The sequence below is a fragment of the Streptococcus suis genome, from assembly GCF_029616525.1.
GTDB classification, from domain to species: domain Bacteria; phylum Bacillota; class Bacilli; order Lactobacillales; family Streptococcaceae; genus Streptococcus; species Streptococcus suis_AF.
Window position 1 is genome coordinate 1 of the sequence record NZ_JANFME010000025.1, and the last position, 20,939, is coordinate 20,939.

A 20,939-nucleotide genomic window follows, 5' to 3' on the forward strand; every position below is an offset into this window, starting at 1 on the left:
ATTTCTTTATCAAAGATGAGAACTTTTCAAATCCCCCTCCCACCCCTAAAAATTCAAAAAGAAATTGTTGCTCTACTTGACAAATTCACGGAATATGTTACAGAATTGACCGCAGAATTGACCGACCGCCAAAAGCAATACTCTTTTTATCGTGATAAACTCCTCTCTTTTGAAGATGAGGTTTATCAGGTTGAATGGAAGACGCTGGGGGAGGTGGCTGAAAATCTAGATTACTTACGTAAGCCAGTAACCAAAGGTAGTCGTTCTTCTGGAATATATCCATATTATGGAGCTTCGGGTATTGTTGATTATGTAGATGATTATATTTTTGATGGCGACTATCTTCTGGTATCTGAGGATGGAGCTAATCTAATTGCTAGAAAGACACCGATCGCTTTTTCAGTAACTGGTAAATCATGGATAAATAATCATGCACATGTTTTGAAGTTTGAAAGTGATATCGATAGAAAATATGTTAGTTATTATTTGAACCATATTGATTTGACTCCGTACATTTCAGGAGCGGCACAACCTAAACTTAATCAGCAGAATTTGAATAGTATAAAGTTAGCATATCCAAAACAGGAAGTAAGAAATAAAATCGTCCAAGTCCTTGATAACTTCGATGCAGTTTGTAACGACCTTAGTATCGGACTACCCAAGGAGATTGAGCTACGTCAAAAACAGTATGAATATTTTAGAGAAAAACTATTGACATTCACCGCCGAAGGCGTGTATCCTGGACAGTGGACAGTGGACAGTGAGCGGGGACCGTCCGACCTAATTCGCCTCTTGCAGTGGGTCTTTGGAACCATACGGGTAGAGTTGGGGGCAATTTGCACCTTTACTCGTGGAAATGGCCTTCAGAAGAAAGATTTTATAGAAGAGGGCTACCCCGTTATTCATTACGGTCAGATTTACACTCGCTATGGCTTTTCGACGGATAAGACAATCTCTTTCACTGACCAAAGCGTCTTTGCTAAATTAAAGAAAGCTCAGCCAGGTGACATTGTCATGGCAACGACTTCTGAGAATGTCGAAGATGTTGGAAAAGCAGTAGTTTGGGAAGGGAATGAAGAAGTAGGGATTGGAGGTCACTCTTGTGTTTTACAAACTGAGCAATCGTCAAAATTTCTGGTCTATTATTTTCAATCCAATGATTTTCAACGACAAAAAGAAAAAATGGTTGTTGGGACGAAAGTAATTGAGTTGTATCCTAAAAATATACAGAAGATGCTTATCGTCTTACCGTCTTTTTCAACTCAAAAACGCATCGTTGCCATTCTTGACAAGTTCGATGCGTTAACAAATTCGATTTTTCAAGGTTTGCCAAAGGAAATTGAATTGCGGCAGAAGCAATATGAGTATTTTAGAGATACCTTGCTCAATTTTCCCAACAAATACGAATAAATAGGATGAGAAACAAAGAATTGTGGTTCAACTGCAATTCTTTTTGATTTGAGAGGATATTGATTTACATATAGCAAATAATGATGTAAAATAAAATTACCAAAAAGGTAATTTTGGTAGAGATTGTGAAAGGAGAATGAATGCAAATCCAATATAATAATAAAACAGTTGAAAAACAGTGTACAAATTTGAGGATAGCAAAGAGAGACTTTTCAGATAAGGTTGCCAAGAAGTTGCACAAGTTGGTCAATTTTATTGAGAGTGCTGACAATCTCGCTTCCGTAATCGCATTTCCGACGTATCATTTTCATGATTTAAAAGGAGATAGAGAGGGAGAATATGCTCTGGATATTGACGGTCGTAGAGGTTCTTACAGACTAATCGTCTGCTTTGATGAGGAGAAAGATACTGTATTTTCCAATGCCCAGAGTATTAGAATAATTCAAATTGAGGAGGTAAGTAATCATTATGGTTCATAACGTTCAAAACTATAGAGATTTGATCGCTTTCCATCCAGGTTCTTATGTTGAAGAGATAATAGAAGACTTAAATATTTCCCAAGAAGAGTTTGCGATTCGTTTAGGGACAACCCCAAAAACAATCAGTAAACTAGTGAATGGTGAAATTTCGGTCAGTAAGGATCTTGCTAATAAACTATTTAAATTAACAGGGGTATCAATTCTTACTTGGTTAAATCTTCAAGCGAGCTATGATGCAAAGGTTCTTGAAATAGAGGAACTTCAAAATCAAGATGAAAAAGAGATTTGTCAGTTGATTGATTTTGATTACTTTAAAAGATTTGGCTTTGTTCCACCGGGCAGGTATACCTTGCTACAAAAAGTGGCGGAGCTTAGAAAGCTTTTTCAAATTTCAAACCTTTCTTATCTAACGCAGTTCAATCAGCTTGTTAGTTATCGAAATACAAAAGGTTTTGATGAGCGTTCGGTGGTAAATTCAAATGTTATGCTTGAGTTGGCTATAAAATTATCCAAAGATGCAACTGATACAAAGTTTAACAAGAAAAAATTAGAAAAATTACTGCCAGAACTACGAGAGATGACCTTGAAAGATGGTGGAGAATTTTACCCGATGTTACATTCAAGATTACTGGAATGTGGTATTTGTTTGGTCGGACTTCCAAAATTAAAAAATGCCAATCTGAATGGTGCGACCAAGCGATTTAAAAATGGTAGTGTATTATTGTTGTTAACGGATAAAAATAAGAGCTCGGATATTTTTTGGTTCTCATTTTTCCATGAATTAGGTCATATATTACATAATGATTTTTATTCGGATTATGATGATAGGGATGCTTATGAAGAAAAAGAGCAAAAAGCGGATCAATTTGCTCAAGAATTTCTTATTCCTACGAACGAATATGAACAGTTTGTAGCAGAAAAATCTTTTGATAAATCATCCATCATTCGTTTTGCTCATGAAATCGGTATCCATCCAAGTATTGTTTTGGGAAGACTCCAAAAAGAAGGATTTGTAGAATACAGTCAGTATCAAGAGCTAAAAATTAGTTACAACATAATAATCAATGGAAATTTGATGTAAATTGAAATTGGTTAGTGCACGAGGGTTGAAAAATCCTCGTTTTTCTTGTGTTCAATATGTGAGTCGATACACAGGTCAGTCCTCCTGTAAATTGTCATTTTATGCTATACTGTATATAGTATTATTTTAACCGAGGGATGAAGATGCCAAATGTAGATTATACAAAAATCAGCTTACCTGTTGCGGAGTTGACTAACGGAATTGTTCTAGAAGAGTTTATAAAATCAGAACGTTACAATCGCGATATTTATCAGACTGAAAGCGAGATGGAGAAACGCCTAATAGATGATTTGGTGCAGGGACAGCAGTATGAACGTTTTTTAGGACATAGTCCTACAGAATTACTTGCCAATCTAAAACTACAGTTGGAAAATTTGAATGATGTGAGTTTTTCAGCAACGGAGTGGCAACGTTTCTTGGATGAATACCTCAATAAGCCAAATGAAGGAATGGTTGAAAAAACCAGAAAAATTCAAGAAGACCATATATATGACTTTGTTTTTGACGATGGACATGTGCAAAATATTTCACTACTTGATAAGAAGAATATTCATCGAAATAAACTGCAAGTGATGAACCAGATGATCCAGAAAGGTAGTCATACCAATCGCTATGATGTGACTATTTTGGTCAATGGTTTGCCTTTGGTACAGATTGAGTTGAAAAAGAGAGGTGTTCCCATCAGCCAAGCCTTTCATCAGATTCATCGCTATACCAAGGAAAGTTTCAATAGTGAAAATTCTCTTTTTCAATACATACAGCTGTTTGTTATTTCAAATGGGACATTTACACGCTATTTCTCAAATACTGTTGAGCGAAACAAGAATAATTTTGAGTTTACCTGTGAGTGGGCAGATAGAAAAAATCATGCTATTCATGATTTAGAGGATTTCGCTCAAACATTTTTAAATAAGACAACGCTTCTATCGATTTTGATCAAGTACTGTATTTTTAATGCTGAGGATGTTCTCCTAGTGATGCGCCCATATCAGATTGCGGCGACAGAATCCATTTTAAATCGTATTCATCTTGCTTATCAAAACAAGCTCTATGGGAAAGTAGAAGGAGGAGGCTACATCTGGCATACAACAGGATCAGGTAAGACTCTGACGTCTTTTAAGACAGCTCGATTGGCTACAGAATTGGAGTATATTGATAAGGTTTTCTTTGTGGTGGACCGCAAGGATTTGGACTATCAAACCATGAAGGAATATCAAAAATTCCAGAAAGATTCTGTTAATGGTAGCAATGATACCAAGCAACTAAAAGAGGCAATTGAGAAAGATGATAGTCGTATTGTTGTCACAACGATTCAAAAGCTGAATCATTTCACTAAAAAATACCCTAATCATCCAATTTATGATAAGCAATGTGTCATGATTTATGACGAATGCCATCGTTCGCAGTTTGGGGATTCTCAGAAGAAAGTAAACAGTAGTTTCCGAGCCAATTACCAGTTTGGTTTTACAGGAACACCGATTTTTGCTGATAATACTCTCACTGGTCAAACAACTCAGGACATATTTGGGCATCAGTTGCATTCCTATATTATTACAGATGCCATTCGTGATAATAAGGTTTTAAAGTTTAAGGTAGACTATAACAACGTTGCTCCGAAGTTTCGTGAGGAAGAGGTCCAAGCAGGTCACGAAAAAGATCTTCGCATTCTTCGTCAAATTGAGAAAAAAGCCTTGTTGGCTCCTGAACGCATTTCTAAGGTAGTTGAACATATCCTATCCGTCTATCCGGTTAAAACTCATCGTGAGATTAGCCATATTGTTAAGATAAAAAATGTTGATGGAGATACGTTAAGAAAGCAACGCATGCGAGGTTACAATGCGATGTTGGCTGTACAAAATGTACATGCTGCTAAGATGTACTACGAAGAGTTACATAATCAGCAGGCAAGCATTCCAGAGGAATGTCGTTTGAGAATTGGGATGATATACAGCTTTGCTGCAAATGAGGAGCAGGCTGCCTATGGTGATATTTATGATGAAGATTTCAATCCCTCAGCGATGGAATCATCCGCGAAAGAATTTCTAGATAGGGTGATTGCTGATTATAATAAGTCTTTTAGTACTTCATTCTCAACAGAAAGTCAATCCTTTCAGAACTATTATAAAGACTTGTCTCAACGAACCAAAAATAAGGAAATTGATCTTCTGATTGTTGTTGGAATGTTTTTGACAGGTTTTGATGCCCCTACAATGAATACCTTGTTTGTAGATAAAAATTTACGCTACCACGGTCTGATTCAGGCTTATTCACGGACCAATCGTATTTTGTCAAAGGACAAGCCGTTTGGAAATATTGTTTGCTTCCGGGATTTGGAAAAAGCTACAATTGATGCTTTAAAGTTATTCGGTGAGGATAACAATATCTATATTACGCTGGAGAAATCCTATCAGGAGTATATGGAAGGTTTTGAGGATGAGGAAACAGGTGTTATAGTTCGTGGGTATAAAGAAGTTTGTCGAGAAATGTTAATAAAGTTTCCGGATCCGACTGAAATTTATCTGGAATCTGAGAAAAAAGAATTTGTTGGTTTATTTGGTGAATTACTGAAACTCGATAATGTATTACGAAATTTTGATGAGTTTACAGATGAAGAACGCTTGATTTCACAGGGACTTATGCAAGATTATCGTAGTAAGTATGTCGATATTCGTGAGGAATCCTACCACTCAGGGGGACGTGATGGTCACCAACCTGAGATTGATCTGTCCGATTTAGAATTTGAAATTGAGTTGTTAAAATCAGATGAGATCAACCTCGACTATATCATCGCCTTAATTTCTGAAAAAGCAAATGAAGATATTACAAAAGAACAGCTTCAAAACCAAGTATCACGTGTGATTCGTTCAACTATTGATATGCGTGCAAAAGAAAGGCTTGTTATGGATTTCATTCGTGATAGTAATCTAGATGAGTTAAAAGATAATCAGACTATATTAGAAGCTTTTTATCATTATGCTAGAAAGTCAAAACAGGAACAGATTGAATTATTCGCACAAACACAACAATTGCAAGGCGATTATAAACTATTTATTGAAGCAGCTATTTTGCGAGGTTTTGCATCAACTGCTGGAACAGATTTAAATGCGCTTATGCCACCAACTTCAAGACGGCAAGGTGCGCGTGAGAAAAAGAAACAAGAAATTTTACACCAGTTACAAGAATTGGTCGAGACATTTACAGGAATCTAAAGGAGAATAACCATGACATTTGAAGAGATTTTACCAGGCTTGAAGGCCAAGAAAAAGTACGTTCGCACAGGCTGGGGTGGGGCGGAGAACTACGTCCAGCTCTTTGACACCATCGAGGTCCACGGGCAAAAGCTGGAGGCGACCCCCTATTTCCTCATCAACGTGACCGGTGAGGGTGAGGGCTTCTCCATGTGGAGCCCGACCCCCTGCGATGTCCTTGCGACCGACTGGGTAGAAGTCCATGACTAAGACAGCCCTCATCACCGGCGTTTCCAGCGGCATCGGACTGGCACAGGCGGAGATTTTTTTGGAAAATGGCTGGCGTGTCTTCGGGATTGATCTGGCTAGCAAGCCTGATTTGGCAGGCGATTTCCACTTTCTACAGCTGGACCTGACAGGCGATTTATCACCCGTCTTTTCATGGTGCCAGACAGTTGATGTCCTCTGTAACACCGCAGGCATTCTAGACGACTACCGTCCCCACCTCGATATTTCGGAGGACGAATTAGCTCAGATCTTCGCGGTGAATTTTTTCGCAGTGACTAGACTAACTCGCCCCTATCTGCAGCAAATGGTGGACAGACAGTCTGGTATCATTATCAATATGTGCTCCATTGCCTCCAGTCTAGCAGGCGGAGGAGGCTCAGCCTATACCGCCTCCAAGCATGCTTTGGCAGGGTTTACCAAGCAGTTGGCACTGGACTATGCCAAGAACAAGGTCCAGGTCTTCGGCATTGCCCCAGGTGCCGTTCAGACAGGCATGACCCAGAAGGACTTTGAGCCTGGTGGCCTGGCGAACTGGGTGGCAGACCAGACCCCTATCGGACGCTGGAGTCAGCCCAGCGAAATAGCAGAGCTGACCTTCATGCTGGCTACTGGTAAACTCGCTTCCATGCAAGGCCAGATTATCACCATCGACGGTGGCTGGAGTTTGAAGTAGAAAGGAAGATTATGATTCTTGAAACCAATCGTCTCTTGCTCCGCCCTTGGAGTGAACCAGACGCAGCTGACTTATTTTCACAGGCCAATCATCATGAAGTTGGTCCCGCAGCGGGTTGGCCTGTTCATCAGAGCGTGGAAGAAAGTCGAGAAATTATCAAGACAGTCCTTAGCCAACCCGAAACCTATGCCCTTGTTCTCAAAGAAACAGGACAGGTGATTGGCAGTATCGGGCTCATGCTTGGTAAACAAGGTGGTCTTGATTTGCCTGACTCAGAAGCTGAGCTAGGCTACTGGCTTGGACAGGGATTTTGGGGACAGGGTCTGGTGCCAGAAGCTTGTCAAGCTATACTGAACTATGGCTTTAACCAGTTGAATTTAGAGAAAGTCTGGTGTCGTGCTTTTGTAGAAAATAGCAAATCATTACGTGTCCAAGAAAAACTGGGCTTTGTTTACCAATACCTCTTGGAAGATGTGCATTTCCCACTCATTGATGAGGTCCGTAGCGAACGAGTGAATCTGCTGACAAGAGAGGAATGGCAGTCTAGAAAGGATCCCCTATGACCCCGACACAACTCTGGCAAGAATTTCTTGCTATCAATTCCCAAGCAGGTCCTGAGCCAGAGGCCTGGGCCTTTGGGGCGGAAGCTGATCGACTGGCTGACTTGGTAGCTAGAGGCATCAAAACCTCGACCAGCTCTGCCCATGCACTCTACGCAGTAGAGGGAGAAGAAATCCCAACAGCTGGTGGCTATGACATCATTCTGGATGGACAAGGTAAGGCTGTGTGCATTATCCAGACCACCAAGGTCTATGTGACGCCCTTTTCCCAAGTGACGGAAAAGCATGCCTATAAGGAGGGCGAGTTTCGTCAGGGAGGTGACTTGTCTGATATAAAAGAGAAAAGTCTAATCCACTGGCGACAGGTCCATGAAGAGCTTTTCACTATCTGGCTGGCCGAAGCAGGTCTGACCTTCACAGATGACATGCTGGTTGTCTGTGAAGAATTTGAAGTGGTTTATCCTAAAATGTAAGTTTTCCCTTGTTCGTCTCTGTTTTTTTGATATAATAATATAAAAAACAAGGAGAATCCTATGGATAAACAGTGTATCATTGATTTGTTGGATCAACTTTCTCCCATTCTGGCTGGGAAAGAGGAAACAATCGGCAAAGCACTGACGGAGAAATTGCAGTCGGCTCTGCTTGTTACCAAGGAAGATGTGACCAGTAAGGATGGGGTGGCCTTGGCAACCAGTTTGTCAGGATTTGTTCAAGCGGTTTCCAATGCTAGCTTGCCAGGTAGCAATCTTCGTTTTACAGACCAAGAAGGTCCTGTCTGGGAAGAACTAAAAGCCTTGACGGAAAAAGCAGGAGAGGACGGCCGGCGAGGTCTTCACTTAACGATCTAAGGAGCTCAGGCTCCTTTTTGCTTGACTTAAAACTTGGCACACTTCTGCTATTTTCCAAAAACATCAAAATTTGCTATAATAGGAGTATATCATTGAAAAGAGAGAAAACTATGAGCAATAACTATGCAATTATCCTAGCGGCGGGTAAGGGAACTCGCATGAAGTCTGACTTGCCAAAGGTCTTACACAAAGTGGCAGGAATTACCATGTTGGAGCATGTCAAACGGGCTGTAGATGCTATGGAACCAGCTAAAACAGTAACGATTGTCGGTCACAAGGCAGAATTGGTCCAAGCAGTTCTCGAAGGTCAGTCAGAATTCGCCCTTCAATCTGAACAGCTGGGGACAGGCCACGCCGTTATGATGGCTGAACCAGCTCTTGCAGGTTTGGAAGGTCAGACCCTTGTTATCGCAGGGGATACACCGCTGATTACAGGAGAAAGCTTGAAAAACCTCATTAACTTCCATGTCAGCCACAAGAATGTTGCGACTATCTTGACAGCTCAGGCTGATAACCCATTCGGATATGGTCGGATTATTCGCAATGCTGATGGGGAAGTGCAAAAAATTGTTGAGCAAAAAGATGCCAACGATTTTGAAAAACAAGTGAAAGAAATCAATACAGGAACCTACTTGTTTGATAATAAACGTCTTTTTGAAGCGCTTAAAGATATTAATACGGACAATGCCCAAGGTGAGTACTATCTGACAGATGTTATTTCGATTTTCCGTCAGGCAGGCGAGAAGGTTGGTGCTTATGTATTGCGTGATTTTGATGAAAGTTTGGGCGTCAATGATCGCGTCGCTCTTGCGACTGCAGAAGCTGTTATGCGCAAACGAATCAATGAAAAACACATGGTCAATGGTGTGACATTTATCAACCCAGATGCAACCTATATTGATATTGATGTTGAGATTGGTGCAGAAGCTGTTATCGAAGCTAATGTTGTCTTGAAAGGGCAAACTGTGATTGGTGAACGTACTGTTTTAACCAATGGTACTCGTGTACGTGATGCGAAAATTGCAGCAGATGTAGTTATCAGCAACTCAGATATTGAAGAATCTGTTATTGAAGAAGGTGTGACGGTAGGACCATACGCCCATATCCGTCCAGATAGCCTTCTGAAAAAAGATGTTCACGTTGGAAACTTTGTGGAAGTCAAGGCATCAACACTTGGTCAAGGAACGAAGTCTGGTCATTTGACCTACCTAGGAAATGCAACGATTGGCAATAATGTTAACGTTGGTGCTGGTACCATCACGGTCAACTACGACGGTAAAAATAAATTTAAAACAACCGTTGGAGATAATGCCTTTGTTGGCTCTAACTCAACCATCATCGCACCAGTAACTATTGGGGATAACGCCTTGTTGGCTGCAGGTTCTGTCATTACAAAAGACATTCCAGAGGATGCCATCGGTATTGGTCGTGGTCGTCAAGAAAACAAAGAAGGTTATGCGACTCGTTTTCCGTTCCATCCAAGTCAAAAATAGGTAATCATATGAATTTTGAAGAAAAAACCATTGAGCGGACAGAAATTTTTAAAGGGCACATTTTTGATGTAGTAGTAGATGATGTTGCCTTGCCAAATGGTGGAACTGGTAAGCGCGAACTCATTTTCCACAAGGGAGCAGTTTGCGTTTTAGCCGTTACCCCAGAAGGTAAAATGATTTTGGTCAAACAATACCGCAAGGCCATTGAACGTACTATTTATGAAATTCCGGCGGGGAAATTGGAGCTAGGCGAAGAAGATACGCTTGAAGATGCTGCTTTGCGTGAATTAGAAGAAGAAACAGGCTATACTAGTGACAAACTGACCTTGTTGGCAGATTTCTATTCAGCCATCGGTTTCTGTAATGAACGAATTCGCCTTTATTTAGCAGATAACCTTATCAAGGTTGAAAATCCTCGTCCAATGGATGAAGATGAGGTTATCGAATTACATGAGGTAACCTTGGAAGAGGCTTTGAACTTGGTGGCTACTGGCGATATTTGTGATGCAAAGACCATCATGGCTATCCAATATTTACAACTCATGAGAAAGTAGGAAACTAGCAATGGGCAAGCCCTTGTTGACGGATGAAATTTTAGAGAAAGTGAAAAAGAAACAGTATTCCGACCAATCTAGCCAGTTTGGGCACTATCGTCCAAACCAGGATATATCAATGGATGATGCTCTATTCGATCCATATCTAGAAGAAGATTATCAGGGATATGAAGAGGGACAAACGATCCGAATCCCGGTCAAACCTACTGTAGTAAAAAGTCGCCGTATCGAAACCATCAAGCGAGAAGCTTTCCGCAGTAAGGTAAACAAAATCCTTTTTTGGGTCATCATCTTACTGATAATGTTTATCATTGCAGTATTATTTATTTAGGAGAAGAGATGAAATTTGGAATTATCGCAGCCATGCCTCAGGAATTAAAGATTTTGGTCGAGCATCTACAAGATGCAACCGAAATCGATGTCTTGGGTCGAACTTACTATCAGGGACGAATCGGTCAACATGAAGTCGTTCTTGTTCAGTCAGGTATCGGTAAGGTGATGTCAGCTATGTCCGTGGCTGTTTTGGCAGATCGTTTTTCGGTTGATGTCATTGTCAATACAGGTTCGGCAGGAGCTGTTGCCGAAGGTATTGCCATCGGTGATGTGGTTGTAGCGAATCAATTGGCTTACCACGATGTGGATGTGACGGCTTTCGGCTATGCTTACGGGCAAATGGCAGGGCAGGAATTGTATTATCCAGCCGACCAAGTCTTGTTAGAACAGCTAAGAACCGTTTTAGCAGAGCAGGAAATGATTAGTCATGTGGGTCTGATTGTGACAGGTGATAGTTTTATCGCAGGTCAGGAGAGAATCGCTACAATCAAAACTCATTTTCCAGAAGTCCTTGCCGTAGAGATGGAAGGAGCAGCTATCGCTCAAGCAGCTGTCAATACAGGTAAGCCATTCTTGGTTATCCGTGCCATGAGTGACACAGCTCAGGGAGATGCCAATATCACCTTTGATGAATTTATCATTCAAGCAGGAGAACGTTCTGCCCAGACCCTGATTGCCTTTCTGGAGAAAAAATAAGCAGATTTTGACAACAATACATTGAAATAGGATAACAGTAGCAAGAAGTTGTTACTGTTTTTCTTATGCAGTAATTTGAGCCCGATATTATAAGGTTTCAGCCATCTGTCCCCATACAATTTCTGATAAGAGTTATTGAAAAGCTCGTGGAAATACTTTACAATTTTGTTTAAGAAAAATAATTTAGGAGGTTGTTATGGTTCAGCGATTATTGCTTGCAAATGATTTACCTGGTGTGGGCAAGGTTGCCCTAGCCACTAGCATCCCAATTGCAGCAGCCTGTCAGGTAGAAACGATTCTTTTACCAACGGTACTACTTTCTTCTCATACGGGTGGTTTTCCAGATGTTGTCGTTGAAGATATGACTGACTTGAATCGAGCCTATTTTGAACAGTGGAAGAACTTGAATTTGGAGTTGGCAGGCATCTTGTCTGGCTACTGTAGAAATCCTCAGCAACTAAGTCAATTGGCTATGTATGCGAAACAAACAGAGACACCATTGATTGTTGATCCGGTCATGGGGGATGGAGGGAAGTTGTATACAGGTTTCACATCTACCTATGTAGAAGCCATGAAAGAGTTGATCCAGTCGGCAAAGCTCATTCTCCCCAATGTAACAGAGGCAGCTTTTTTGACAGGGAGGGATTATTTGGGAGCTTGCTACGATAGGGCGGCTATTGAGGACTTACTGGAAGCTTTAGCAGAGCAGGTATCCGCAGATATTGTACTGACAGGGATTTCCTTTGATGATAGCCAAATAGGTGTAGCCTATCTTCAGCAGGAAACAGGGGAAATAACTACCTATATGTCTAAAAAATATCCAGCAAATTTCTTTGGAACAGGTGACATTCTATCTACCTTGTTGGCAGTAGCAACCATCCAACAAATCAATCTCCATCAAGCTATCCCTCTAGCTTTAGATTTTATCGACAAGAGTTTAGAGCGTACCCTTGCTTTGGATAGAGACTTGAAATTTGGGATTTCCTTTGAACCTTTTCTAGCAGAATTACAGCAGGCATTTCAAACATTAAAGGAGAAATTATGAAACAGAATCAATTGCGTCAATTAACAGAAATTAGCCTATTTGCAGCCCTTATTTGTGTGGTTGTCTTCTTTATTCGTATTCCTTTTGGGAGTCAATTTGTCCATCTAGGCAATGCTCTGGTGGTAGTAGGAGTATTGATCTTTGGTGCCAAAAAAGGGACGCTGGCAGCCTCACTCGGTCTAGGCATCTTCGATTTACTGTCGGGATATGCTTCCGTTGCTTGGATTACCATTCTAGAATCACTCATTGTCTGTTTTGTCCTCCACCTATTTTATGAGAAATTCCTACAGGCAAACGATAGTCTATCAAATATTATGTTGGTTGGGATAGTTGCAGCCCTCACAAAAATTATCTTGAACCTGTTGAAGTACACATTGACGGGTAGTTTAGTCGGTGGACTAACGCCATCAGCATCATTTTTAGCTGCTTTGGGTAGGATTTTAGGAACCTATGGACTGCAATTACGACCATCATTGCTGTACCTATTCTTTATCAGGTATGTAAAAGGTTATACGGTAGAAAGTAATTGAGAAATTTGAAAATGCAAAAAAGAGGCTGGACATAAGTCCAACCTCGCTTCTTAGAATTCGCGTCAACATCTCATCGTAGTGGTTGATTAGCTTTAACAGTCTTAGGGAGTGAAACAGTTCAGTGAACTATTTCAGCTCAACTACTTGAAATAAGGGCTTGTTGACGAACTCTTTATTGAGCAGTCAATTTCGTTCCCGCTCCTTTAATTATTTATTATAAATAACTGAATTATCAAATCAGGTTAGACTTTTTAAGTAGCTGAGAAAGACTTGGTAATGTGTTTGATAATTCCTAGAAAATCCTCTGTTTCGCCTTGAAAGGTCATTTGAATGTTCATTGAGACCTCGTTTCCCAGGGAAAGCCTTGGTCTGTAAAGAAAATATTAAAGTCATGTACATTCGAAATCGGTATTCAGGTAGAGAATTCTTTCCCACAATCAAAGGTTATCGTCTTAGAGAGAGGATTGAGGACTTGAGATAACCATTAATTGATGGAAGCTTCAATATCACTTGACTTTCGTCCATTGCTTTTTAGTGTGATGATGGCGTTCTATGTCTAGCTAGTATACTATTTTACGTAATCTTTCAGAATCTCAATAGACTCAATTTTTACATCTGTTTTAGGTTTATCGCTATTGTCTGTTTCAACTGAAGCGATTTTATCCACGATGTCCATCCCTTCAATGACTTGACCAAATACGGTATGCTTGCCATCTAAGTTTGGATTGCCTCCGTTTTTATAAGCGTCAATGATTTTACCAGGATAGTTAGAACTAGAGAGTTGGCTAGACATGTCAGTTGTATTTTGATTGATGAAAAACTGACTTCCATTTGTTCCCGCACCAGCATTTGCCATAGAAAGTGAGCCACGAATGTTATAAAGGAAAGCTGAAATCTCGTCTTTAAAACCATTCCCAGCATCGATAGTAGTATCTTTTCCGGCCCAGATAGACTCTCCACCGGTACCATTTCCAAGAGGATCGCCACCTTGAATCATGAAATCCTTAATGACACGATGGAAGATTGTTCCATTATAGTATCCTTCCTTCGCATGAGTCAGAAAGTTTTCCACAGTTAGTGGTGCTTGCTCGGGGAAGAGTTTTATAGTGATGTCGCCTTCGGTTGTCTTTATTTTAACAGCAGCCTCATTTTCACCAATTTCATTGGAAAGTTGGGGGAATGTAGCTTTGGGATTGTTAATGGCATATGCCAAATCTTTGGCATATTGGCTAGAAGCAGTTGTATCAGCTGTCGTAGTCGAGCTTGAACTAGAGCTAGATGCTGTAGAAGATGAGCTATTAGCTGTCGAGTTGTTTGTGCAGGCAGTTAGCAAGATGCTCGAAGCTAGAGCAAGAACTAGTATTTTTTTCATTGAAAATCCTTTCTTGTCTTGTTCAAAATTATGCTCATTCTACCATGAAATATGGATTTTTTCAATTTTTATCTAGTATAAAAAGCGTATCTAAAACAACAATATGATATACTATATTTACAGATGTAAAAGGAGAATAATGATGTTTGAGAACTTGTTTGCCCCAGATGGAAGCCTAGTATGGCATACGGCCCTTTTCTACAGTTTTTCCGCAATCATATTAGCGACGGTTTGTTTCCATATCATTAAAAATTTTATGGAATGGCACCACAACAATCGGGCGCCCAAAGAATCTTGCAAGGCTAAGCTTGTCTCTAAACGAACCCATGTTTTTGGTAACGAAGTAGCACGAACCAATTATTATGTAACGTTTGAATGGGAGGGAAAACGGCAGGAATTTCGCCTTCGTTCAGATGAATATGCCCTTTTAGCAGAGGGAGATGTAGGCACCCTGCATTTTCAGGGGACTCGTTTCCTAGGTTTTGAACGGCTCTAAGAGTCGTTTTTCTTTGGAGAATATCCCTATCTAGTGTATAATGGTGTGAACACATGTTCGTACAACGCAAAAGAGGTATTTAAGATGATTCAATCAATCGGACAAGTTATGTTATATGTGAATGATATTGAGGCTTCAGCTCGATTTTGGAAAGAGAAAATGGGATTTGAACGTGTAGAAAAACAGGTGCAAGGCCCCCAAACTTCTTACATTATTGCACCTAAATCAGATAGTGAGGTACAATTTGTACTTCATGATAAGGCAGAGGTTGCTGAAATGGAGCCAGAATTAAACTTAGGTACACCATCAATCTTAATGACATCAGTAGATGTAGCCAAAACTTACGAAGAACTTGTTGAACGTGGTGTCACAACGAATCCAGTCATGGACCTTGGTTTCATGAAGGTAATTAGCTTTGCAGACAATGATGGAAATTATTACGCAATTCGTGAGGTAAAGTAAATGTCACTCCAGAATCGTGTTGAAGAAATGTATAAAGACCACGAGGTCAAACCCTATATTTCCCCCGATCGTGACTTGGCAGCCTGGCTTTTGGAGGCCAAGCCCGTTCCCAAACGCAATATGGTTCGTCTGGAAGAAGGTATTTTGCCAGGTGATATTATTTTGCTATGGCGGATTAGCCTGGGTTCTTTTGAAACGACGACACCCTACTCAAAATATTTCGAGTATATGTATGGCATCAATGGTCCTGCTCACATGGAGCAGTTGATTGCAGACGGTTATGTCTATGTGGAGTCAGCCTTTGATTCGCTGGACCACATCACCTCCACTGCCAAGAAGAATATCCTCAAGGCAGAAGGCGTGACAGGCTTGTCCAAGATGAAGGCGGCAGACCTCGACACTGCCCTCAAGGACAACTTGACAGAAGAAAAGCTGGCTCCATACTTTACTGTCCGAGGTTATGCCCTGACGGAAAAAGGTAGAGCAGCTCTCGAGAATCACCCAGAAGTACTTGCAAAACACCCAATGAAGAAGATGTATAAATAAAATAGGAAAGATTTTTAAACGGCACCTAAAAGTTAGAATAATTCTAGCTTTTTGGGTGTTTTTATTTGCTAACAAGTCAATTTTTCTTGACAGAAAACGCTATCAATGATATTCTAGTATAAATTATTGAAACGTTTCAAAAGAAAGGGGTAAACCATGGAAGAACAAAAATCAATTACTATGAAAGATGTTGCTCGAGTTGCAGGGGTCAGTGTTGGGACAGTTTCAAGAGTTATCAACAATGAGCCAGGTATTAAGGAAAGTACGCTTGAAAAAGTCAATGCAGCCATTAAGGAATTGAATTACATTCCAGATGTTTATGCACGTGGGATGAAGAAGAACAAAACCGAAACCATCGCCTTGATTATTCCGACAGTTTGGCATCCATTTTTTGGAGAATTTGCCTATCATGTCGAAGTGGAACTGAGTAAGAAAAATTACAAGTTGCTCCTTTGCAATATTTCTGGTCCAAAAAGGGAATTGGATTATCTGACTATGTTGCAACAAAATAAGGTGGACGGCATTATTGCTATCACTTATAGCCCGATTGAAGATTATCTATCGTCCAATATCCCCTTTGTCAGTATCGATCGCACCTATGAAAATAAGGCTATCCCTTGTGTCAGCTCGGACAACCAAGCTGGTGCGGAACTGGCAGCGAATACCTTGATAGCAAAAGGAGGTTGCCATTTTGCCTTTATCGGTGGGCATAATAAAACCATCAACGAAACCAAGAAGCGTAGATTGTATTTTGAAAAGCGAATTTTAGAGGCAGGTTTTCCTTGTCATGTCTTGGACTTGGAAGAGCCATATGATGACTTTGTCGGTCAAGTCGAAGAGTTTCTGATTAACAATCCACAGGTTGACGCTATTTTCACCATCAATGATTTTACGGCCCTAGACACACTTGCTGTTTTGGAAAAACTGGGACGACGGGTTCCAGAAGACGTGCAGGTAATCGGCTATGACGGTATTCAGTTGGCAAGTGAACGTTCTTTAGAACTTTCCACCATTCGTCAACCTTTGGAGTCTATGGCCCAGGAAGCGGTTGCCTGTCTAATTGATATTATTGAGAAAAGAGAGCGCCCCCTACAAGTCACTCTACCGATTTCCTATCTTGAAGGAAAAACTACAAAAAAATTTTTAAAAAAGTAGTTGACAGAAAACGGTTACAATGATAAAATAAAATCATCAATAAACAGTTGGTTTTATTTTTACAAGAAAAATGAAACGTTTCAAAAAGAGGTTCACATCCTCTTTCTAAAATCAATAAATTTGAAACGTTTCAAAAAGGAGTTCTTATGAAAACATCAAAACTGCAACAAGCTGGGCTCGTGGATCGAATCAAGCAACAAAAACTCTTGTTACTGATGTTACTACCAGGCTTGGTCTTGACTTTCATCTTCCGTTACATTCCTATGTACGGAGTACTGATTGCCTTTAAAGACTATAATCCTTTAAAAGGGGTGCTTGGTAGTGAGTGGATTGGGTTTGAAGAGTTTACCAAGTTTCTCTCATCTCCAAATTTCGGCACCTTACTTGCCAACACCTTGAAATTGAGTGTCTACGGTCTACTACTAGGATTTCTCCCACCCATTATTTTGGCTATTATGCTCAACCAGTTATTGAGCGATAAGGCTAAAAAACGGATTCAGTTGGTGCTGTATGCTCCAAACTTTATCTCAGTCGTGGTCATCGTTGGTATGATTTTCCTCTTCTTCTCAGTAGGAGGACCGGTTAACTCAATCCTCAGTCTATTTGGTATTGAAGCCAACTTCCTGACAGACCCAGACTTCTTCAGACCGCTCTATATCCTCAGTGGTATTTGGCAGGGAATGGGTTGGGCGTCAACGCTCTACACGGCTACTTTGGTCAATGTCGATCCGGCCTTGATTGAAGCAGCGAAACTGGATGGTGCCAATATCTTCCAACGTATCTGGCATATTGACTTACCAGCACTAAAACCAGTTATGGTCATTCAGTTTATCTTAGCAGCTGGGGGCATCATGAACGTTGGTTACGAAAAAGCCTTTCTGATGCAGACTTCCCTCAACCTAACCAGTTCTGAAATCATTTCAACCTATGTCTATAAAATCGGTTTGGTGTCAGGGGACTACTCTTATTCAACAGCGGTTGGCTTATTTAACGCACTTATCAATATTATCCTGCTGATTGCAGTCAATAAGATTGTCAAACGCATCAATGATGGACAAGGCTTATAGGAGGTTCGTATGAATACACAAATGTACACAAAATTTGACAAGCGAATGCTGATTGTCAATAAAGTCTTGCTGGCATTTCTTGTTCTCATAACAGTTGTGCCTATGGTCTATATCTTAGTCGCTTCCTTTATGGATCCGCAGGCCTTGGTCAGCAAGGGCATTAGCTTTGATCCAAAGGATTGGACAGTAGAAGGTTACCAACGGGTATTTTCAGATAAATCTATCCTACGTGGATTTTTCAACTCCCTCTTTTATTCCTTCTCTTTTGCCTTTGTGACCGTGGCTATCTCAGTCATGACTGCCTACCCGCTCTCTAAAAAAGATTTGGTTGGAAAAAAATGGATTAATGCCTTCCTAGTTTTCACCATGTTCTTCGGTGGTGGACTTGTTCCGACCTACCTCTTGGTCAAAGATTTGGGAATGTTGAACACCGTCTGGGCCATCATTATCCCTGGTGCAGTCAATGTTTGGAATATCATCTTGGCACGGACCTATTTCCAAGGCTTGCCAGATGAATTAGTAGAAGCAGCGGTAATGGATGGTGCCAATGAATTTCAGATTTTCTGGAAAATCATGATTCCGCTAGCTAAGCCAATCATGTTTGTACTTTTCCTATATGCCTTTGTCGGTCAATGGAATTCTTACTTTGATGCCATGATTTACATCAAGGATCCAGACTTAGAGCCACTCCAACTAGTACTTCGTAAAATCCTCATTCAGAGCGAGCCTGCTAAGGACATGATTGGTGCCCAGGCTGCCATGAATGAAATGAAACGCATCGCAGAAATGATTAAGTATGCGACCATTGTCATCTCAAGCTTGCCACTCATTGTCATGTATCCATTCTTCCAGAAATACTTTGACAAGGGGATTATGGCTGGTTCATTAAAAGGTTAATAAATATCTTTCATTTTCTCTTTTCTTACGTCGTTAACTCACTTTGCCGTACCTCAGTACAGCCTTCAGTTCGTTGCCTAGTAATAAAAGGAAACTGAAAGATAATCTCAAAAATTAATTTACAAATTATAGGAGGTTGTTTCTGATGAAACACAAATTTGGAAAAACAGTTGTTACGCTTCTTGCAAGTACCGTTTTATTGGCTGCTTGTGGTTCAAAAAATACCGCATCAAGCCCTGATTATGAATTAAAGGATGTTCAGTTCCCTTTGGAAAAATCAGTTACGCTTAAGTTTATGACTGCAAGTTCGCCTTTAGCCCCAGCGGATCCGAATAAAAAATTAATTTTCAAGCGATTAGAAGAGGAAACAGGCGTTCATATTGACTGGACAAATTATCAGTCTGACTTTGGTGAAAAACGGAACTTAGACATTGCTTCAGGTGACTTGCCAGATGCCATTCATAATGACGGGGCTTCTGATGTGGAATTGATGAACTGGGCGAAGCAAGGGGTCATCGTACCAGTTGAAGACTTAATTGATGAGCATATGCCAAACCTCAAGAAAATTCTTGATGAAAATCCAGAATACCGTTCTATGATTACAGCTCCAGACGGACATATCTACTCATTCCCATGGATTGAAGAGTTGGGGGAAGGTAAGGAATCAATTCACACCGTTAACGATATTGCTTGGATTAACAAAGAATGGTTGAACAAACTCGGTCTTGAAATGCCGCAAACAACAGATGAATTGATTAAGGTCCTTGAAGCCTTCAAGACCAAAGATCCAAACGGAAACGGCAAGGCGGATGAAATTCCAATGGGCTTCATTAATGGTGGAGGAAATGAAGACTTCAAAATTCTTTTTGGGGCATTTGGTGTTGGTGATAATGATGATCACTTAGTTGTTAGCAATGACGGAACTGTTGACTTCACAGCGGACAATGAAGACTACAAAGAAGGTGTTGAATTTATGCGTACCCTTCAAGAAAAAGGTCTTCTAGATCCGGAAGCCTTTGAACAAGATTGGAATACTTACATTGCCAAAGGTAGTGAAAATCTATATGGTGTTTACTTCACTTGGGATAAAGCTAACATTACAGGTATGAACGATACTTATGACATCTTACCTGTCTTAGCAGGTCCTGACGGAACCAAGCACATCACTCGTACTAACGGCATGGGCTTCCAACGCGACCGCATGGTCATCACATCAGCTAATAAAAACTTGGAATTGACAGCCAAGTGGATTGATGCCCAATACGCTCCGCTCCAATCTGTCCAAAACAACTGGGGTACCTATGGTGATGAAACCCAACAAAATATTTTTGAACTTGACACAGCAACTAACAGCTTGAAGCACTTACCATTGGATGGTACTGCCCCAGGCGAATTGCGTCAGAAGACAGAAGTTGGTGGACCGCTTGCTATTCTTGATGAATACTACGGTACAGTGACCACCATGCCAGATGATGCCAAATGGCGTTTGGACTTGATGCACGCTACTTATCTTGACTATGTAACCAACGATGATATTTACCCTCGCGTTTTCATGGAACAAGAAGATTTGGATAAGATTGCTCAAGTTGAAGCAGATATGAACGACTTCATCTACCGCAAACGTGCAGAATGGATTGTGAACGGCGGTATCGAAGAAGAATGGGATAGCTATTTGAAAGAATTGGAAAGCTATGGTCTTTCTGACTGGTTAGCTATCAAGCAAAAATACTACGATCAGTATAAAGAAAATCAGTAATCAAAAGGAG

22 protein-coding genes and 2 pseudogenes are annotated in these 20,939 nt (G+C 40.5%); 22 read left to right on the forward strand and 2 right to left on the reverse strand.

Features of this window, described 5'->3' with window-relative positions; all coding sequences use genetic code 11:
- The 15 genes and pseudogenes from NOL38_RS09075 to NOL38_RS09145 all read left to right on the forward strand — a co-directional run.
- Nucleotides 1-1,410 (forward strand): restriction endonuclease subunit S (locus NOL38_RS09075; RefSeq protein ID WP_277941972.1); only part of this gene is annotated, 1,410 nt, incomplete at its 5' end.
- Nucleotides 1,411-1,550: 140 nt separating this feature from the next.
- Nucleotides 1,551-1,889: a type II toxin-antitoxin system RelE/ParE family toxin gene (locus NOL38_RS09080; RefSeq protein ID WP_105120351.1), complete on the forward strand. Its 339-nt coding sequence runs from the start codon at nt 1,551-1,553 to the stop codon at nt 1,887-1,889.
- A complete protein-coding gene (locus NOL38_RS09085) occupies nt 1,879-2,970 on the forward strand; it encodes a HigA family addiction module antitoxin (protein ID WP_105120350.1) in 1,092 nt (363 codons plus the stop codon). The genes NOL38_RS09080 and NOL38_RS09085 overlap by 11 nt, the downstream gene beginning before the upstream one ends.
- Nucleotides 2,971-3,113: 143 nt before the next feature.
- On the forward strand, nt 3,114-6,179 hold the full coding sequence (locus tag NOL38_RS09090) for a type I restriction endonuclease subunit R (protein WP_044679720.1): 3,066 nt from the start codon (nt 3,114-3,116) through the stop codon (nt 6,177-6,179).
- Between the two features lie 12 nt (nt 6,180-6,191).
- Complete coding sequence (locus NOL38_RS09095; protein WP_004194840.1) at nt 6,192-6,428, forward strand: DUF2829 domain-containing protein; 237 nt, start codon at nt 6,192-6,194, stop codon at nt 6,426-6,428.
- On the forward strand, nt 6,421-7,119 hold the full coding sequence (locus NOL38_RS09100) for a 3-oxoacyl-ACP reductase (RefSeq protein ID WP_044751896.1): 699 nt from the start codon (nt 6,421-6,423) through the stop codon (nt 7,117-7,119). The genes NOL38_RS09095 and NOL38_RS09100 overlap by 8 nt, the downstream gene beginning before the upstream one ends.
- Before the next feature lie 11 nt (nt 7,120-7,130).
- Nucleotides 7,131-7,682 carry a GNAT family N-acetyltransferase gene (locus NOL38_RS09105; RefSeq protein WP_105120349.1) on the forward strand — a complete coding sequence of 184 codons (552 nt, stop codon included), beginning with the start codon at nt 7,131-7,133 and terminating at the stop codon, nt 7,680-7,682.
- Complete coding sequence (locus NOL38_RS09110; RefSeq protein ID WP_277941973.1) at nt 7,679-8,152, forward strand: ASCH domain-containing protein; 474 nt, start codon at nt 7,679-7,681, stop codon at nt 8,150-8,152. The genes NOL38_RS09105 and NOL38_RS09110 overlap by 4 nt, the downstream gene beginning before the upstream one ends.
- Before the next feature lie 60 nt (nt 8,153-8,212).
- On the forward strand, nt 8,213-8,527 hold the full coding sequence (locus NOL38_RS09115; RefSeq protein ID WP_277941974.1) for a hypothetical protein: 315 nt from the start codon (nt 8,213-8,215) through the stop codon (nt 8,525-8,527).
- Nucleotides 8,528-8,637: 110 nt separating this feature from the next.
- Entirely contained in the window at nt 8,638-10,020 is a 1,383-nt protein-coding gene (glmU, locus tag NOL38_RS09120) for a bifunctional UDP-N-acetylglucosamine diphosphorylase/glucosamine-1-phosphate N-acetyltransferase GlmU (RefSeq protein ID WP_277941975.1), read from the forward strand.
- 8 nt (nt 10,021-10,028) lie between these two features.
- A complete protein-coding gene (locus NOL38_RS09125) occupies nt 10,029-10,574 on the forward strand; it encodes an NUDIX hydrolase (protein ID WP_004194850.1) in 546 nt (181 codons plus the stop codon).
- 10 nt (nt 10,575-10,584) lie between these two features.
- Nucleotides 10,585-10,905, forward strand: coding sequence for a cell wall synthase accessory phosphoprotein MacP (macP, locus tag NOL38_RS09130; RefSeq protein ID WP_002936700.1), 321 nt, complete (start codon nt 10,585-10,587; stop codon nt 10,903-10,905).
- A gap of 8 nt (nt 10,906-10,913) precedes the next feature.
- Nucleotides 10,914-11,603 (forward strand): 5'-methylthioadenosine/adenosylhomocysteine nucleosidase, encoded by a 690-nt coding sequence (locus tag NOL38_RS09135; RefSeq protein WP_024401122.1) that lies wholly within the window; start codon nt 10,914-10,916, stop codon nt 11,601-11,603.
- A gap of 196 nt (nt 11,604-11,799) precedes the next feature.
- The gene (locus tag NOL38_RS09140; RefSeq protein ID WP_277941976.1) at nt 11,800-12,648 is read left to right on the forward strand and encodes a pyridoxamine kinase; all 849 of its coding nucleotides are present in this window, start codon (nt 11,800-11,802) and stop codon (nt 12,646-12,648) included.
- Nucleotides 12,645-13,174 (forward strand): annotated as a pseudogene (locus tag NOL38_RS09145) (ECF transporter S component). Before NOL38_RS09140 ends, NOL38_RS09145 begins: the two are co-directional and overlap by 4 nt.
- Nucleotides 13,175-13,415: 241 nt before the next feature.
- Here the strand turns inward: NOL38_RS09145 and NOL38_RS10480 are convergent.
- Together NOL38_RS10480 and NOL38_RS09150 are read right to left on the reverse strand one after the other, a co-directional pair.
- A pseudogene (locus NOL38_RS10480) lies at nt 13,416-13,725 on the reverse strand (IS30 family transposase); the annotation flags it as partial.
- Nucleotides 13,726-13,746: 21 nt separating this feature from the next.
- A complete protein-coding gene (locus NOL38_RS09150) occupies nt 13,747-14,550 on the reverse strand; it encodes a peptidylprolyl isomerase (RefSeq protein WP_277941977.1) in 804 nt (267 codons plus the stop codon).
- 142 nt (nt 14,551-14,692) lie between these two features.
- Here NOL38_RS09150 and NOL38_RS09155 point away from each other — a divergent pair, with 142 nt between their 5' ends.
- The 7 genes from NOL38_RS09155 (at nt 14,693) to NOL38_RS09185 (ending at nt 20,929) form a co-directional block, all read left to right on the forward strand.
- Nucleotides 14,693-15,046, forward strand: coding sequence for a DUF2500 domain-containing protein (locus NOL38_RS09155; RefSeq protein WP_002935873.1), 354 nt, complete (start codon nt 14,693-14,695; stop codon nt 15,044-15,046).
- A gap of 84 nt (nt 15,047-15,130) precedes the next feature.
- Entirely contained in the window at nt 15,131-15,508 is a 378-nt protein-coding gene (locus tag NOL38_RS09160) for a VOC family protein (protein WP_024417350.1), read from the forward strand.
- A complete protein-coding gene (locus tag NOL38_RS09165) occupies nt 15,509-16,054 on the forward strand; it encodes a hypothetical protein (RefSeq protein ID WP_277941978.1) in 546 nt (181 codons plus the stop codon).
- 156 nt (nt 16,055-16,210) lie between these two features.
- Complete coding sequence (locus NOL38_RS09170; protein ID WP_277941979.1) at nt 16,211-17,209, forward strand: LacI family DNA-binding transcriptional regulator; 999 nt, start codon at nt 16,211-16,213, stop codon at nt 17,207-17,209.
- A gap of 146 nt (nt 17,210-17,355) precedes the next feature.
- Complete coding sequence (locus NOL38_RS09175; RefSeq protein ID WP_257078255.1) at nt 17,356-18,276, forward strand: ABC transporter permease; 921 nt, start codon at nt 17,356-17,358, stop codon at nt 18,274-18,276.
- 9 nt (nt 18,277-18,285) lie between these two features.
- Nucleotides 18,286-19,173, forward strand: coding sequence for a carbohydrate ABC transporter permease (locus NOL38_RS09180; protein ID WP_277941980.1), 888 nt, complete (start codon nt 18,286-18,288; stop codon nt 19,171-19,173).
- Between the two features lie 145 nt (nt 19,174-19,318).
- Nucleotides 19,319-20,929: an ABC transporter substrate-binding protein gene (locus tag NOL38_RS09185; RefSeq protein WP_277941981.1), complete on the forward strand. Its 1,611-nt coding sequence runs from the start codon at nt 19,319-19,321 to the stop codon at nt 20,927-20,929.
- The last annotated feature ends 10 nt before the right edge of the window (nt 20,930-20,939 follow it).

What these genes read in the sequence shown, in the direction of transcription:
- NOL38_RS09090 (WP_044679720.1), top strand. Translation starts at nt 3,114, where the DNA reads ATGCCAAATGTAGATTATACAAAAATCAGCTTACCTGTTGCGGAGTTG.
- NOL38_RS09175 (WP_257078255.1), top strand. Translation starts at nt 17,356, where the DNA reads ATGAAAACATCAAAACTGCAACAAGCTGGGCTCGTGGATCGAATCAAG.
- NOL38_RS09105 (WP_105120349.1), top strand. Translation starts at nt 7,131, where the DNA reads ATGATTCTTGAAACCAATCGTCTCTTGCTCCGCCCTTGGAGTGAACCA.
- NOL38_RS09125 (WP_004194850.1), top strand. Translation starts at nt 10,029, where the DNA reads ATGAATTTTGAAGAAAAAACCATTGAGCGGACAGAAATTTTTAAAGGG.
- NOL38_RS09155 (WP_002935873.1), top strand. Translation starts at nt 14,693, where the DNA reads ATGTTTGAGAACTTGTTTGCCCCAGATGGAAGCCTAGTATGGCATACG.
- NOL38_RS09085 (WP_105120350.1), top strand. Translation starts at nt 1,879, where the DNA reads ATGGTTCATAACGTTCAAAACTATAGAGATTTGATCGCTTTCCATCCA.
- glmU (WP_277941975.1), top strand. Translation starts at nt 8,638, where the DNA reads ATGAGCAATAACTATGCAATTATCCTAGCGGCGGGTAAGGGAACTCGC.
- NOL38_RS09095 (WP_004194840.1), top strand. Translation starts at nt 6,192, where the DNA reads ATGACATTTGAAGAGATTTTACCAGGCTTGAAGGCCAAGAAAAAGTAC.
- NOL38_RS09140 (WP_277941976.1), top strand. Translation starts at nt 11,800, where the DNA reads ATGGTTCAGCGATTATTGCTTGCAAATGATTTACCTGGTGTGGGCAAG.
- NOL38_RS09135 (WP_024401122.1), top strand. Translation starts at nt 10,914, where the DNA reads ATGAAATTTGGAATTATCGCAGCCATGCCTCAGGAATTAAAGATTTTG.
- NOL38_RS09160 (WP_024417350.1), top strand. Translation starts at nt 15,131, where the DNA reads ATGATTCAATCAATCGGACAAGTTATGTTATATGTGAATGATATTGAG.
- NOL38_RS09100 (WP_044751896.1), top strand. Translation starts at nt 6,421, where the DNA reads ATGACTAAGACAGCCCTCATCACCGGCGTTTCCAGCGGCATCGGACTG.
- NOL38_RS09080 (WP_105120351.1), top strand. Translation starts at nt 1,551, where the DNA reads ATGCAAATCCAATATAATAATAAAACAGTTGAAAAACAGTGTACAAAT.
- NOL38_RS09150 (WP_277941977.1), bottom strand. Translation starts at nt 14,550, where the DNA reads ATGAAAAAAATACTAGTTCTTGCTCTAGCTTCGAGCATCTTGCTAACT.
- NOL38_RS09110 (WP_277941973.1), top strand. Translation starts at nt 7,679, where the DNA reads ATGACCCCGACACAACTCTGGCAAGAATTTCTTGCTATCAATTCCCAA.
- NOL38_RS09115 (WP_277941974.1), top strand. Translation starts at nt 8,213, where the DNA reads ATGGATAAACAGTGTATCATTGATTTGTTGGATCAACTTTCTCCCATT.
- NOL38_RS09180 (WP_277941980.1), top strand. Translation starts at nt 18,286, where the DNA reads ATGAATACACAAATGTACACAAAATTTGACAAGCGAATGCTGATTGTC.
- macP (WP_002936700.1), top strand. Translation starts at nt 10,585, where the DNA reads ATGGGCAAGCCCTTGTTGACGGATGAAATTTTAGAGAAAGTGAAAAAG.
- NOL38_RS09185 (WP_277941981.1), top strand. Translation starts at nt 19,319, where the DNA reads ATGAAACACAAATTTGGAAAAACAGTTGTTACGCTTCTTGCAAGTACC.
- NOL38_RS09170 (WP_277941979.1), top strand. Translation starts at nt 16,211, where the DNA reads ATGGAAGAACAAAAATCAATTACTATGAAAGATGTTGCTCGAGTTGCA.
- NOL38_RS09165 (WP_277941978.1), top strand. Translation starts at nt 15,509, where the DNA reads ATGTCACTCCAGAATCGTGTTGAAGAAATGTATAAAGACCACGAGGTC.